The 15,354-nt window shown below is 67.0% G+C and carries 8 protein-coding genes; 3 read left to right on the forward strand and 5 right to left on the reverse strand.

Translation table 11 applies throughout. From position 1 onward, the window contains the following. Positions 1–47: 47 nt before the first annotated feature. Genes K0H49_RS11205 through K0H49_RS11215 form a run of 3 tightly spaced genes read left to right on the forward strand, consistent with a single transcriptional unit; the run spans position 48 to position 11,724 of the window. Positions 48–9,101: a two-partner secretion domain-containing protein gene (locus tag K0H49_RS11205; protein ID WP_219212065.1), complete on the forward strand. Its 9,054-nt coding sequence runs from the start codon at positions 48–50 to the stop codon at positions 9,099–9,101. After that, complete coding sequence (locus K0H49_RS11210) at positions 9,098–9,601, forward strand: hypothetical protein (protein ID WP_219212066.1); 504 nt, start codon at positions 9,098–9,100, stop codon at positions 9,599–9,601. The genes K0H49_RS11205 and K0H49_RS11210 overlap by 4 nt, the downstream gene beginning before the upstream one ends. A gap of 14 nt (positions 9,602–9,615) precedes the next feature. Then, the gene (locus tag K0H49_RS11215) at positions 9,616–11,724 is read left to right on the forward strand and encodes a DUF637 domain-containing protein (protein WP_219212067.1); all 2,109 of its coding nucleotides are present in this window, start codon (positions 9,616–9,618) and stop codon (positions 11,722–11,724) included. Between the two features lie 38 nt (positions 11,725–11,762). Here the strand turns inward: K0H49_RS11215 and K0H49_RS11220 are convergent, their stop codons facing one another. The 5 genes from K0H49_RS11220 to K0H49_RS11240 form a co-directional block, all read right to left on the reverse strand. After that, positions 11,763–12,713 carry an IS5 family transposase gene (locus tag K0H49_RS11220; RefSeq protein ID WP_219212068.1) on the reverse strand — a complete coding sequence of 317 codons (951 nt, stop codon included), beginning with the start codon at positions 12,711–12,713 and terminating at the stop codon, positions 11,763–11,765. Beyond that, on the reverse strand, positions 12,710–13,108 hold the full coding sequence (locus K0H49_RS11225; protein WP_219212069.1) for a hypothetical protein: 399 nt from the start codon (positions 13,106–13,108) through the stop codon (positions 12,710–12,712). Before K0H49_RS11225 ends, K0H49_RS11220 begins: the two co-directional genes overlap by 4 nt. A 19-nt stretch (positions 13,109–13,127) precedes the next feature. After that, positions 13,128–14,225, reverse strand: a complete 1,098-nt coding sequence (locus K0H49_RS11230) for a maleylacetate reductase (RefSeq protein WP_219212070.1) — start codon at positions 14,223–14,225, stop codon at positions 13,128–13,130. Between the two features lie 78 nt (positions 14,226–14,303). Beyond that, positions 14,304–14,870, reverse strand: coding sequence for an NADPH-dependent FMN reductase (locus K0H49_RS11235; protein WP_219212071.1), 567 nt, complete (start codon positions 14,868–14,870; stop codon positions 14,304–14,306). A gap of 71 nt (positions 14,871–14,941) precedes the next feature. Then, complete coding sequence (locus K0H49_RS11240) at positions 14,942–15,247, reverse strand: Dabb family protein (protein ID WP_219212072.1); 306 nt, start codon at positions 15,245–15,247, stop codon at positions 14,942–14,944. Positions 15,248–15,354 lie beyond the last annotated feature (107 nt).

Raw genomic sequence — 15,354 nt, forward strand, 5'->3', positions numbered from 1 at the left:
CCCGCCGTGTTTTCGCGCGTACGGCGCGCGCTCAGGGAAAGAAAAGAATGAACAAGCATCTCCACCGTATCGTCTTCAACGCCGCGCGCGGCCTGCGCATGGTGGTGCAGGAGAGCGCGCGCAGCACGGGCAAGGGCGCGAGCGGCGCGACCTCCGCGGCGGTGAGCGTGGGGGCGCTGGCCGCGGCCCTGATGAGCGCGCCACTGCATGCGCAGATCGTGGCCGACCCCGGTGCCCCCGGGCGCCAGCGCCCGACGCTGCTCGCGGCCCCCAACGGCGTGCCCCTGGTCAACATCCAGACGCCGAGCGCCGCAGGCGTCTCGCGCAACACGTACTCGCAGTTCGACGTCGACGCCAAGGGCGTGATCCTCAACAACAGCCGCACCAACGCCCAGACCCAATTGGGCGGCTGGGTGCAGGGCAACCCCTGGCTCGCGGGCGGTGGCGCGCGCGTGATCCTCAACGAGGTGAACAGCGCCAATCCGAGCCAGCTGCGCGGCTACGTCGAAGTCGCGGGCCCGCGCGCCGAAGTCATCATCGCCAACCCGGCGGGCATCCAGGTCAACGGCGGCGGCTTCATCAACGCGAGCCGCGCCACGCTGACCACCGGCACGCCGCAGTTCAAAGCCAACGGCGGGCTCGACAGCTTCCTGGTGCGCGGCGGCACGGTGAACGTCGACGGTGCGGGGCTCGACGCGAGCAAGACCGACTACGCGGCCATCCTGGCGCGGGCGGTGCAGCTCAATGCGGGGGTCTGGGCCAACGAGCTGAAGGTCGTGGCCGGCGCGAACCAGGTCGCGGTGGACGGCAGTGCGCAGACAGCGACGACCCCCACGGGCACCACGCCCGCCTTCGCGCTCGACGTGGCGGCGCTGGGCGGCATGTACGCGGGCAAGATCACATTGATCGGCACCGAGGCCGGGCTGGGCGTGCGCAACGCGGGCCACATCGGCGCGGGGGTCGGGGGCCTGGTCGTCACTGCGGCGGGGCGGCTGGAGAACATCGGCATGCTCGAAGGCGCGAAGGTCGAGCTGAGCAGCGCGAGCGACATCGACAACCGCGGCGGCACGATCCGCCAGGCGGGCACGCGCGAGCTTGCGATCACGGCGCCGGTGCTGAGCAACACGGCGGGTGGGATCATCGGGGCGGAGCCGGTGGCGGTGCAGCCGGAGGCTGGCGCTGGTGGTGCGGGCGGTGCAGGCGCATCGGGGGGCAGTGCGAGCGGAGGTGGATCGGTCACGCCGACCCCCGGCACCGCCACGGCCCAGAACTCCGGCGGCACGGTCGCTGCAGAGGCCGCACCCGCGCAACCCGCGCCCGCTACAGGGCCTGGCGCCATCCGCGCCACCGGCCGCCTGCTCAACGACGGCGGCCGCATCTACGCGGGCGGCGAGATCGGCCTGGACACGCCGCGCATCGACAACAGCGGCGGCAGCTTGAGCGTGGGCACGCTGGCCGTGCGCGGCGAGCGCTTCAGCAATGCGGGCGGCACCTTGAACGTGGCGCGCGACTTCAGCGCCGACGTGGGCCGCTTCGACAACAGTGGCGGCAAGCTGCAGGCAGGCAGCCTGCGCATCGCGAGCACGGGTGATCTGCTCAACACCGATGGCACGTTGACCAGCGAGGGCGATGCGAGCCTAATCGCGGGTGGCGACATGGACAGCACGCGTGGTACCGTCTCTGCAGCCGGCGCGCTCGACGCCAAGGCCGACGGCACGCTGACCAACAGCGCTGGCACGCTGGTCGCTGGCGGGTCTGTGAAGGTGACCGTCCAGTCGATGGACAACAGCGCGGGGGCCGTCCACTCCACGAATGCCGACACGCGCGTGGCCGTGGCGCACGCACTGCACAACACCAATGGCACGATCGGCGCGGGCACCGATCTGTCGGTGCAGGCCGGTTCGCTCGCCAACCTGGGCAAAGGCGCCTTGCGCGGCACGCGGGATGCCTCAGTCAGCGTCGATGGTGCGGCCGTCAACGAAGGCGCGATCACCGCGGGGCGGCACCTCACGCTCGCCGCGCAGTCGCTCGACAGCGCCAAGGCCAGCGTGCTGGGCGCGGGTGTGCAGGCCGATGGCCAACTCGGCAGCAGCGGCGACCTGCGGCTGAGCACGACGCAACAACTGGCTGCACACGGCGACGTCGTGGCCGCAGGCCAAGCCAGCCTGCAAGGTGCAGGCGTCGATCTTGCGGACAGCCGCAGCCATGCGGGCGACATGCAGATCACGGCCACCCAAGGCGACGTCGTCACGCAGCACGCGGTGGTGTCCGCCACAGGCTTGCTGCAGATCGAGGCCGGGGCTTCGGGCGCACAGACCCTGCGCAACGATGCAGGCCAGCTGAGCGCTGGCCAATTGCGGGTCGATGCATCGAATCTCTCCAACACGCAGGCCGGCGAGATGGTGCAGACCGGCGCGGGTGCCGCGCGCATTGCGGTCGCGGGCGACATCGACAACCGCGGCGGCAACCTGGGCGCGATCGACGAGCTCGACCTGCGCGCAGGCGGCTCGGTGACAAACACCGGTGGCACGATCGCCGCGAACAACGCGGTGCGGCTCGACGCCGGCACCGTTGACAACACGCGCGGCAGCGTGGCGGCGGTCAGGGGCGACCTGAACGTCACGACCTCGGGCGTCACCACCAACACCGGCGGGGTGATGCAGGCTGGGCAGGCGCTGGTATCGACCAGCAACGGCCTGGTGAACAGCGAAGCAGGTCGTGTGATCGGCGACAGCCTGGCCATCGACACGCGCGGGCAGGCGCTCGACAACCGCCACGGCACGCTGGCCGCGACCACCACGGTGGCCGTCGCTTCGGGGGCGCTCGACAACACGGCCGGCTTGCTGCAGTCGGGTGGCGCGATGCGCCTCGACACTCATGGCCAGACGCTGACCAATACCGACGCTGGGGGTTACGAGACGAAGCAGGGCGGCATCACCAGCGCGGGCACGCTGACCCTGGCCATGGGCGCCATCGACAACAGCGCTGGCTTCATCGGCGCCAAGGAGGATCTTGTGGCGCACACGGGCGCGGTCGTCAACAGTGACGGCGGGCTGGTGCTGGGCCAGGCCGCGCTGGACATCGACACGCAGGGTGCGCTCTACGACAACCGCGGCGGCAAGACGCAGAGCATCGGCGCGATGCGCATCGATGCCGGTGCCATCGACAACAGCGGCAGCCTGATCCGCTCGATAGCCAGCGCCACGCTGAACGCCGTCACAATCACCAACGCCGGCACGCAGGGTGACGAGCAGGGCATCGAGGGCAAGAACCTGGTGCTCGATGCCGCCACGCTCAACAACACGGCCGGTGCGATCCGTGCGGATGTCGATGCCACGGTCCGCAGCGCAGGCCATGTCGACAACACCGGCGGCCTGATCTCCGCGCACAACCTCCTGCGCATCGAAGACCCGGCCGCGGACATCGGCGCCCGGACGCTGCGGCTCACCAACACCGGCGGCACATTGGTGGCCGATCAGGCGCTGCAAATCGAGGCCTCGTCGCTGGTCGGCAACGGCAAGATCACCTCGGGCAAGGACCTGTCGCTCGGCTTCAGCCAGGACTTGGTGAACGAGGGTGAGATCAGCGCGAACGGCAGCCTGCGCTATGCCTCGGCCGGCGACGTGAGCAACCAAGGCAAGCTGCTTGCGGGCGGCACGCTCACGGTCAGCGGCCGCAACGTCGACAACGCCGAGGGCGCGGAGATGCGAGGCGACACCACGATCGTCACCGCCGCCGACACGCTGACCAACCGCGGCTTGATCGACGGGCGCGACACGCAGGTCAACGCGCAAGCCGTGATCAACGCCAAGACCGGCCGCATCTATGGCGACCATGTGTCGATCGCGGCCGACAGCGTGCTCAACGACGGTGACGGCGTTCAGGCCGGCAGCATCGCCGCGCGCCAGCGGCTGGACATCGGCGCGCGGACGGTGCTCAACAAGGAGCATGCGCTGCTACTCAGCGGCGGTGACCTGGCCATCGGCGGCGCGCTCGATGCCGAGCGCCATGCCACCGGCAAGGCCGAGCTGATCCACAACGCCAGCGCCACCATCGAGTCGCTGGGCGACATGCACCTGTCGGCTGCGACCATTCGCAACAGCAACGAGCACTTGAAGGTCGAGCGAGTGCCGGTGTCGAGCGAGTACAAGGAGGAGCTCATGCCGGAAGGATGGACGGAGTTCCGACCCGCTTCGGACTTCGTGATCCTGAACAGCCGGTGGATCAACCTGAAGGCGCATCCCGAGAAATACGGCCAGCGCCAGGAAGTGCCCCCGGCCGTCGTCACCACGCAGAACTGCTACGGCGGTGACGCCGGGGGCTGTGATGCCCCGGTCACGACCACCGAGCCACGCAACTCTGCACGCTTCGCACAGTTCGGCGTTACGCCGCCCACGCAGGCCCCGGAGCCCACGCTGGCGCAGTTTGGCTGCAACCCGTTTCTGCCCTGCCCAGCCTACGAGCAAGCCAAGGCGGCCTGGGACGCGAGCTACAGCACGGCCCTGGACCAGTTGGGCAAGGCCATCGATGCGTACAACGCAGAGGTCAAGGAGGACAACCGCCTGCAGCAGATCGCACGGGCCTGGACCGAACTGAAGTACACCGAGTCGGTGAGCCGCGACAGCGCGGGCAATTCCAGCGACCCGGCGAAGATCGTCGCAGGCGGCAACATGACGCTGAGCGGCCAGCTCGTCAACACCGACAGCCAGGTGCTCGCCGGTGGCGCCATCACCACCGATCAGGCGCCACAGAACCATCAGACCGAAGGCGCGGAGGTGCTCAGCCGCAATGGCAAGTCGATCTACCACTACTGGACGCACCATGGAGGACTGAATGGCGGCACCGAATGGTTTTCGCCAGAGACCGACTACACCCCCGCTGACACCAAGACCACCTTCGCCTTGCCAGGCTGGCGCTACGAACCCGGCACGGACGCGACCCAGCACGAGCGGCCCCCTGAGCCAGGCAAGGTGGTCGTGGGTGATCAAGCCGGCGCTGCGGGTACCGGCACTGCATCGGGCCGCGGCCGCACCTTCACCGAGGTGCCGGCCAGCGTCACCGCGCCCGGCGGCGCCGCGGCCGATGGCTCAGGCGCGGTACGCGGCGCAGGACCGATGGTCGTGCGCACCAGCACGCCCGACACGCGCGCGCCCGCGGCCAGCCTGTTTCGCACGGGCAACGACGGCCGCTACCTGGTCGAGACCGACCCGCGCTTCGCGGGCTACCGGAACTGGCTGAGCAGCGACTACCTGTTCAACGCCCTGGGCCTGGACCCGAACCACACGCTCAAGCGCCTGGGCGACGGCTTCTACGAGCAGAAGCTGATCCGCGAGCAGATCGCACAGCTCACCGGCTACCGTTACCTCGAAGGCTTCGGCAACGACGAGGCGCAATACATCGCACTGATGAACGCCGGTGCCACCTTCGCCCGGCAGTACGGCCTGCGTCCCGGCATCGCGCTGAGTGCCGCGCAGATGGCGCAGCTCACCAGCGACATCGTCTGGCTGGTCGAGCAGACCGTGACCCTGGCCGACGGCAGCAGCCAGCGGGTGCTGGTGCCGCAGGTCTATGTGCGTGTGAAACCCGGCGACATCGACGGCAGCGGTGCGCTGCTGTCGGCCAAAACCTTGACGGTCAAGGGCGGTGAAGACGACAAGGGCCAGGGCGATCTGGTCAACAGCGGCACGATCGCGGGTCGCCAGCTGGTGTCGATCCATGCCGACAACGTGCGCAACCTGGGCGGGCGCATCGTGGGCGACAGCGTGGGCATCGCCGCACGCAACGACCTCGACAACATCGGCGGCAGCATCGAGGCGCGCAAGGCTGCCGTGCTCACGGCCGGGCACGACATCAACATCCGCAGCACCACCAGCACCCAGACCAGCGCACAAGGCAGCCGCACGAACCTGGACCGGGTGGCGGGGGTGTACGTGACGAATCCGGGCGGGACCTTGCTGGCGACGGCGGGTAACGACGTGAACGTCATCGGCGCCATCCTTTCCAACACCGGCGCAGGCAGCTACACGAAGGTGCATGCGGACCGCGACGTCAAGCTCGGCACCGTCGAAACTTCGAACAGCCAGGACATCACCTGGGACGCGAAGAACTACCGGCGCAGCAGCGAGAGCGAAGAAGTTGGCAGCCGCATCGTCGGCGGCAGCGGCACGGGCAGCACCGTGATCGTCGATGCCGACCGCAACATCGTGGCCCGCCAGGCCGCGCTCGAAACCGGTGGCTCGCTGTCGGTGCATGCCGACGGGAACATCGATGTGCAAGCGGGCCGCAGCACGCGCAGCGTGGACGATGCGCATGAGAGCACCATTCGCGGGACCTTCAGCAAGAAGACCCTCACCAGCCGCACCACCGCCGAGGAATCGATCAGCCACGGCAGCAGCTTCGGCGGCAACCTGACCTCGATCACGGCCAACGGCAACATCACCGGCGAAGGTGTGCACATCCGCGGTGATGAAGGCGTGCTGGTGCATGCGCAAGGCGCACTCGACCTGCACGAGGCACGCGACCTGCGCAGCCAGAGCCGCGAGACCAGCGAGAAGCGCAGCGGCTTCGGCTTCAGCGGCGGCAGCCTTCCCGTGGTCGTGCCGCAGAAGAACGAGAGCCGCGACAACAACGCCTCCTACAGCAACACCGCCGCACCCACCACCATCGAAAGCAAGAACGGCGGCGTGTTGCTGCTGGGCGACCAGGGCGCCGCGCTGCGCGGCGTGCAGGTCGACGCCAAGAAGGACGTCACCGTCAAGGGCGCCACGGTCAGCGTCATCGATGCCGTCAACGAGTACAGCGGCTCCAGCCAGCACTACGAAAAGAACCTGAACCTCGGCACCGAGACCTGGTGGCGCGACCCCGGCACGGGCATCAACGCCAAGCGCACCGACACCGATGCGGGCCAGCGCACCAGCCTGGCAGGCACCTCCCTCAACGGTGCCAACGTCAACCTGCTGGCGCTCGACAAGGACGGCAACAAGGGCACGCTCACGCTCGGCGCGATCACCGTCAATACGCCCGGCAAGCTCACGCTCGAGGCAGACCAGCTCGTGCTGGCCACGCAGACGACGAAGGAAGACCAGAGCCACACCAGCGCAGGCCGCGACCTGGCGTGGCAGAAGACCCAGGGCAAGGGCAGCAGCGACGAGCAGACCCACTACGCGAAGCTCAACGCCGGCGAGCTCGCCACGCCGGTGAACAGCGTGCAGGCTGGCCTTGGCGCCCGGGACAGCGTCGAGGCCCTGGCCCAACAACCCGGCATGGGCTGGGTGAAGCAGCTCAACGAAGACCCGAAGCTGCAGGGCAAGGTCGACTGGGTCAAGGTCGAAGAGGCGCACAAGCAGTGGGATTACAAGCAGCAGGGCCTCACGCCCGAAGGGGCGGCAATCGTGACGCTGGTGGCGGCGTACTTCGCGGTGGGGCCAGCGGGGGCTGCAGGCAATACGGCGGGTGCCGCCGTGGGTGGTGGCATGACCGGCACGGTGGTCGGCGGTGCGGTGACCGCAGGTCTGTCGGCACTGGCCGGCCAGGTCGCAGTCGCCTTGATCAACAACCGCGGCGACCTGGCCGCCACGCTGCATGAGCTGGGCAGCAGCGCTAATGTGAAGAACCTGTTGACGGCCATCGCCACGGGCGGCGTGCTCGGAGGCTTGAACCTGAACCCGACCGGCCTGCCGACCGTGGGCGGTGGCACTGAGCAGTTCATGACTCAACTCGGGCAGAACATACAGGGGGCAGCCGCAAAGGCCTTGATCGGCACGGCGATCAACGGCGGCAGCCTGGAGGACAACCTCAAGAACAGCCTGAAGACGGCATTCATCGACACCCTGGCCGCGCAGGGGGCGAATGCGATTGGCACGCACCTTGAGCCGGGCAGTGCTGCCAACTTGTTCGCTCACGCCATTGCGGGGTGCGTGGCTGGTGCGGCACGGACCAATGGGAGTTGCGGGGCCGGGGCGCTTGGCGCCGCGGTAGGAGAGCTTGCGGCGCGACTCTATGACCCAGAAGCGATGAACGCTCAGGCAGACACCGTCCAGTTCGCAGCGATGATGGGCGGCATTGCCACGGCCACGGCCGGTGGCAGCGCCGCCGAGATCAACCTGGCCAGCCAGGCCGCCGCCAATGCGGCCGCCAACAACTGGCTTGCGACGCAGCAGAGAGCCCAGATGAAGAGGGAGATCGATGCGGCGAAGACCGCATTGGAGAAGCTGCAGGTCTTCGGAAAATGGGCGCTCATCAGCGGCAAGCAAGACGTCCTGACCGCAAATGGCATCGGTAAAGGCCTTGTGGACGCTGGCATCAGCGATATTCAAGGGCTGGTTGACTTTCTGTCCAGCCCCATCGAAGGCCTGAAGGGTCTCAGACAGATCATCAACAGTCCGGACGTGCGGCAGCAACTGGGCGACAAAGTGTTTGCCGAACTGGACGCCCAGATTGAGCGGATGCAGACGGCGATCGCGGTCGGCGGTGATCGGAATGCGGAACAACTGGGCCGGGACTTGGGTAGCCTGGTATGGCACGTCGGCAGTGTATTGATGGGGGTGGACGCCGCGGCCAAGGGGGGCGTGGCGTTGACGAGGGCTGGCGTGAACATCGGGACGAATACGCTGGAGGGCGCGGCGCTTCAGTTCATGAAGTTCGATGCGGGTGCGATCAAGGGATTCAAGAGCGCCGACGAGGTCAATGCGCTGATGAATGCGGCGGATGGATGGTCGCCGGCCTGGACCTCCGGGAGCAGTGTGGCGGAGGCGACGATGAAGTCGGGGACGACGGTGAAAATGGTTGTGACTGAGGCTGCGTACAACGATATGCAGGCTGGTAAGTTGGATCGAGCCTTCGGCGGATGGGCGACATTCGACGACGTTCCCAATGCCGCATACGCTGGAAATGAGCTGGCGATGACGTCAGCTCTGACCGGTAAGTCGGGCTCTCTTTATGTAGTTGATGTTCAAATAATGCGACCAATTAATGCGCAAGTTGGCGGAGTTGGTGCTCAAGGCTCTGCTGCGGGTGGGGGAAATCAGCTGCACTTTTTTGTACCCCGAGAAGATCGAGCCGCAGTTTTTCAGTATGTTCGGGGCAGCGGGAGAGCTCTATGACCAAGAAAGTTAAGGCATTCACTCTTCATAACAACCGCGGGCAGTCGGTATTGATGAGTCAGCTTAGCGGGTGGCGCGACCCCACTGATGAGAGCAACGATATTTTCGGTCCTGTAGTGCGCTATTCATGGAGCGTCGACGACTTTGAATTTGAAATGCGCGATGAAGAAAATATGATCTCGCTTCGAGAGCTTCCTGATTCTTCGGGCTTTGTTTGTTTCGAGAAGCCCTCCGTCCCCGACAACTTCTTGCTATTGGACATCTATGGGAAAAAGAGGCTACGACTCTCAGTGCCATGGGAACTAACTAAACCTCAAAATCCGCAATCAGCCAAGCCACCAACTGCTTTCGTGACCATCAGCAGCCCCTACATCAACCCTGCAGATGAAAAAGAAGGCGAGTTCGGGATTACCGCCTGGGTTGAGTACGCAGGCATGTATTACTTTGAGCTGGATTACCAACGCGGCGAGTTTCTGTGGGGACTTGAGATCAGAGACTGATAGCGCCCCATGGCTTGCCCCAGAAGAACGCCAGCCGCGACGCTGGCACTTCTGACAGCAATACCGCCGCACCCACCGCCATCGAGAGCAAGAACGGCGGTGTACTGCTGCTGGGCGACCAGGGCGCCGCGCTGCGCGGCGTGCAGGTCGATGCGAAGAAAGACGTCACCGTCAGGGGCGCGACGGTCAGCGTCATCGATGCCGTCAACGAGTACACCGGCTCCAGCCAGCACTACGAGAAGAACCTGAACCTCGGCACCGAGACCTGGTGGCGCGACCCCGGCACGGGCATCAACGCCAAGCGCACCGACACCGATGCGGGCCAGCGCACCAGCCTGGCGGGCACCTCCCTCAACGGCGCCAACGTCAACCTGCTGGCGGTCGACAAGGACGGCAACAAGGGCACGCTCACGCTCGGCGCGATCACCGTCAATACGCCCGGCAAGCTCACGCTCGAGGCAGACCAGCTCGTGCTGGCCACGCAGACCACGAAGGAAGACCAGAGCCACACCAGCGCAGGCCGCGACCTGGCGTGGCAGAAGACCCAGGGCAAGGGCAGCAGCGACGAGCAGACCCACTACGCGAAGCTCAACGCCGGCGAGATTGCCACGCCGGTGAACAGCGTGCAGGCCGGCCTGGGCGCCCGGGACAGCGTCGAGGCCCTGGCCCAACAACCCGGCATGGGCTGGGTGAAGCAACTCAACGAAGACCCGAAGCTGCAGGGCAAGGTCGACTGGGTCAAGGTCGAAGAGGCGCACAAGCAGTGGGACTACAAGCAGCAGGGCCTCACCCCTGAGGGGGCGGCGATCGTGACGCTGGTGGCGGCGTACTTCGCGGTGGGGCCGGCCAGTGCAGCCGGCGACGCGGCGGCTGTGGCCGCAGGCCAAGGTGTGGTCGTCGAAGGAGCGGTTTTCGCGGCCGGCAGTGGTGTGGGCGCGGTGGTGGGTGGGGCGGTGACCGCAGGGCTGTCGGCACTGGCCGGCCAGATCTCCGTCGCCTTGATCAACAACCGAGGCGACCTCGCCGCCACGCTGCATGAGTTGGGCAGTAGCACCAACGTGAAGAACCTGCTGACGGCCATCGCCACGGGCGGCGTGCTCGGAGGCTTGAATCTGAACCCGACCGGCCTGCCGACCGTGGGCGGCGGCACCGAGCAGTTCATGACTCAGCTCGGACAGAACATACAGGGCGCCGCCGCGAAGGCACTGATCGACACGGCGATCAATGGCGGCAGCCTGGAGGACAACCTCAAGAACAGCCTGAAGACGGCATTCATCGACACCCTGGCCGCGCAAGGCACCAACTCGATCGGAAAGAATTTCCCCGTGGGCGAACTATCGAACTATGTGGCCCATGCGATCGCTGGTTGTGCTGTTGGTGCGGCCAAGGCAGATAGCTGCGCCGGGTGTGGAAGCGGTGCAATCGGTGCAGTGATCGGTGAAGCTGCGGCCCTCTCGTACAACGCCGGAAGGGATGTGCTGACTGAGGGACTAAAGCCGGATACGGTTGCCTTTGCAAGCATGCTCGGTGGTATCGCTGCAGCCGCGGCTGGCGGAGATCCCAACCTCGGCGCCTCCGCGGCAGCGAATGCTGCTGCAAACAACTTCAACGGGGCCGTTGCTCGCGGAGTCGCCGCCTGTTTGGAAATCGCTCTATGCCGGAATGGCCTGCTAACCGCGGGCATGGCCGTTGCCATAAGCGCCGAGATCGAACGCACCCGTGCAGAAAACCCCGGGATGAGCGAGCGTGCCATCGAGACGCTTGCGGTGTCCTCTATTTTGGCGCAGGCAACTGTTGACGGTGTCAGAGGCGCATATGACTGGTTCACTGGAACTCCGCCGGTGGTCGTTGACCCCAGCGCTGGTGGGTATGGCGCAGGGGGGACCGAACCGACGACGGGGCCCACATTTATCCCCACTCCAGCTCAAGCAGGGAAAGAGTTTGGTTCTCCTCCGCTGGCCTCACCAAGCGCCCTACAGGAGTGGCTTGGGAATGTTTTAGAAGGAGTGCCTTCGGATCAAGCCCAGGTCTGGGCTCAGGACTTCATCCGTACTCTGCCTGCCACGCAGCAGAAGGGTTTGGGCGACTTCATCATGTTGTCGGTTCAGGGCTTTGTTGCATAAATCGAATTGCAGCCGGCATGACCCCAACCCAGACGGACCTATGCCACAGCAGTCACTGGCACGGTTTGAGGACGGCCGATCTGGCTGAAGCGATTCAGCAAGGCTACGCGGACATGCAACTCCACAACCTGGCGGGCGAACGTGCGCGCGGTCACCCGTTCGCCCAGTCGCTTGAAGCAGTGCATCTTCGTCTCCACAAGGCTGCGCCGGTGGTAGCCGCTCCACTTCTTCCAGAAACTGCGACCCAAGCGCTTGCACGCGCGAATGGCCTCGTTGCGGTGCGCCGAGCCCGCACTCGACTTCTTCCAATGGCTGGCGTTCTTGCGCGGCGGGATCAATGCCATCGCTTGCCGTTCGGCGATGGCGTCCAGGCAGTCGCGAGTGTCGTAGGCGCCATCAGCACAGACGCTTTCGATAGGTTCGTCGCTAGGAATCTGAGCCAGCAACTCGGGCAACATCAGCGCATCCCCGATGGCATTGCTGGTCACCTCGATGGCGCGTATCTCCAGCGTCTGCGCATCGATGCCCAGATGGACCTTGCGCCATTCACGCCGGTACTCGGCGCCATGCTTCTTGCGTTTCCACTCGCCTTCGCCCAGGAACTTGATGCCCGTGCTGTCCACCAGCAACTGCAGCGGCGATTTGCTCGGCTGGTAGCTCAGTTCGATCTGCAAGGTCTTCTGGCGTCGGCAGACCGTGCTGAAGTCCGGTACCGGCCAGTCCAGCTTGGCCAACCGCAGCAGGCTTTGCACCACGCCCAGCGCCTGCCGCAAGGGCTGGCCGAACAGGCACTTGATGCTCAGGCAGAACTGGATGGCTGCGTCCGAGAAGGTCGGGCTGCGTCCGCGCTTGCCGTTCGGCGTGCCCAGCCATCGCATCCCCGGGTCCAGCCACATCGTCAACGAGCCTCGCGCTTTCAGCTCCGCGTTGTACGCCTTCCAGTTCGTCGTGCGGTACTTGGTCCGCTGCCTGTTCTTCGTATCTGTCACGCCGTCAGTCTACGGGCGTCGGCGAGGCGATTTGTGCAACAAAGCCCCCCGAACAGCTTGATGTTCTCCAGCAGCTCGCTGTGCGTGAACGGGTAGGCGCCGCCTTGCGTGACCGCATCCGACCAGGCTTCGAAGTTCAGCAGCACGGCGTCGTTGGCCGGGTAGCTGTGGTGGATGCGCGGCACGCCGGTGCCGGTGCAGTGCGTGAAAAGGGTGGGCAGGCCCTGGTCGACGTTGCCTTCGGACACCAGCTCGACCCAGCCCTTGTCGCCGAACACCGCGATGCGCCCGTGGAAGGGCGTGACCGACAGGAAGCTCACGGTGCCGCGCACGCCCGAGCGGAAGGCGATGGTGGCGGTGATGTAGTCATGCGCGGGGCCGATGCGATGCCGCAACGGGTGATGTGACGAAGGCTCAGGGCCGCGTGCGGCCCGGCCGCCGGCCTTCCCATGCGTCGTGCAGCAGCGCCATGAGCGCGTCGCGCGCCAGCGGGCGCGGGTTCCAGTAGGGGTTGGCCACGGCCAGGTCGGCGACGCGCGCCAGGCCTTCCTTCGGCATGCCGATCTCGCGCAGCGAGGTGGGCGCGCCCAGGGCCCGGGCCAGGTCGAACAGGCCGCCGGCCGCGTCGCCGTCGCCGCGGCCGATGGCGCGGGCGATGCGCTGCATGGCCTCGGGTGCCGCGGCCGCGTTGTAGGCCAGCGCATGCGGCAGCACCACCGTGTGGGTCTCGGCATGCGGCAGGTTGAAGCTGCCGCCCAGGGTGTGGCACAGCTTGTGGTGCAGCGCCATGCCGACGTGGCCCAGCACCGTGCCGCAGAGCCAGGCGCCGTAGAGGCAGTCGCTGCGCGCGTCGATGTCGGAAGGGGCTGCGACGATGCCGCGCAGGCCCTGGGCGATGGCGCGGATGCCTTCCTCGGCCATCAGCGACATCACGGGGTTGCCGTCGCGTGCGTACAGGCCTTCGGCCGCGTGCGCGATGGCGTTCATGCCGCTGACCACTGACAGGCCGACGGGCAAACCGATCGACAGTTCCGGGTCGTAGAGCACGGTGCGCGGCAGCACGCGCGGGTCGCGGCCGGTCTTCTTCAGGCCGGCTTCGGTGATGCCGTAGATCGGCGTCATCTCGGAGCCCGCATAGGTGGTCGGGATCGCGAGGATGGGCATCGGCGACTCGAGCGCGATGGCCTTGCCCAGGCCCACGGTGGAGCCGCCGCCGATCGCGACCGCGCAGTCGGCGCCGACCGCGCCGGCGTGCGCGCGCGCCTCGCGCGCGGCCTCGATCGGCACGTGCATCACGGCGCCGCTGAACACGCCCGCGCTCAGCGGGCCCAGCAGGGCCGACACGCGCTCGGCCGTCTCGACCTGCTGCGGCGTGCACAGCACCAGCGCGCGCCGGGCGCCCAGCGCCTCGACCTCCTGCGGCAGGTGCGCAAGCGCGCCCGGCGCGAAGCGCACGCGCGCGGGCTGGGCAGTGAAGACGAAATCGTGGCGGGGCGGGTGCTGGGTGCTCATGGTGCGGTCCATTTGTGTGTCTGGTCTTGCCCCCTCTCCCGCACGCGGGAGAGGGCTGGGGTGAGGGTTCTCCGCCCCTCAACCCTTCATGCGCTGCACGCCCGCGATCCAGTGCGCGAAGGCCGCCATCTGGTCGCCCACGAACTGCCGCGTGGTCGTGTCGGTGCACACGCCCTCGGGCGAGAACTTGGCGCCGGCGCCGCCGATGAAGACCTCGGGTTTGGCCAGCACCTGGGCGTTCATGAACAGCATCACGCGGCGCAGGTCGTACTGCACGCGCGCGCCGCCCAGCGGGCCCGGCGAGGCCGAGAGGATCGCCACCGGCTTGAAGGCGAAGGGCTGGTCCTCGCCGCGGCTGAGCCAGTCGAGCGTGTTCTTGAGCACGCCGGGCGTGGAAAAGTTGTATTCGGGCGTGGCGATGACCACGGCGTCGGCGCGGCGTATGCGCTCGCGCAGCGCGGCCACGGCCGCGGGCCAGCCCTGGGCCATCACGTCGCCGTCGAAGAAGGGGATGTCGCGGATCTCGGCGATGTCCAGCGTCATGCCGGCGGGCATCATCTCGCCGGCCAGCCGGAGCGCGGCGCGGTTGATGGAGGCGTGGCGCAGGCTGCCGCACAGGCCGACGATGTCTAGAGGGGTGGTCATGGGTTCTTCGGGCTCGATGGAGGGAAGACCACGCGGCACGGTGGCCGTGCGATCGGCAAAAAAGAAAGCGCTCAGTGCGCCGCGTAGTCGACCTGGTGGCGCGCGATGCGCAGGTCGCCGATCTCCTCGCGCACCCGCAGGTGCGCGGGGTGCGTGGCATAGGAGGCCAGCGATTCCTGGCTGTCGAACTCGCTGTACAGCACGACGTCGCAGGCGTAGTCGGCATGGCTCAGGTCGACGCCGACCTCCAGGTGCAGCAGCCCCGGGATCTGGCCACGCAGGGCCTCGAACTTGCCGCGCACCAGGTGGATGGCGCGGGCCTTCTCCTCGGCGGAGTCGCCGCGCAGGTTCCACATGACGATGTGCTTGAAGGTCATGGGTCGCGCTCAGGCCGCGGGCGGGAAACCGGCCCTCTGCGGCCACAGGTTCACGAAGGGCAGCACCGAGGCGCTCTGGGAGACGCGATGCAGGCGTTGTCGATCAT

This window comes from Variovorax boronicumulans, assembly GCF_019352895.1.
In the GTDB taxonomy this organism is placed as follows: Bacteria; Pseudomonadota; Gammaproteobacteria; order Burkholderiales; family Burkholderiaceae_C; genus Variovorax; species Variovorax boronicumulans_A.

Excerpts from the sequence above, each read along its gene's own strand:
- K0H49_RS11230 (WP_219212070.1), bottom strand. The coding sequence starts at position 14,225 with ATGAGCACCCAGCACCCGCCCCGCCACGATTTCGTCTTCACTGCCCAG.
- K0H49_RS11240 (WP_219212072.1), bottom strand. The coding sequence starts at position 15,247 with ATGACCTTCAAGCACATCGTCATGTGGAACCTGCGCGGCGACTCCGCC.
- K0H49_RS11210 (WP_219212066.1), top strand. The coding sequence starts at position 9,098 with ATGACCAAGAAAGTTAAGGCATTCACTCTTCATAACAACCGCGGGCAG.
- K0H49_RS11205 (WP_219212065.1), top strand. The coding sequence starts at position 48 with ATGAACAAGCATCTCCACCGTATCGTCTTCAACGCCGCGCGCGGCCTG.
- K0H49_RS11235 (WP_219212071.1), bottom strand. The coding sequence starts at position 14,870 with ATGACCACCCCTCTAGACATCGTCGGCCTGTGCGGCAGCCTGCGCCAC.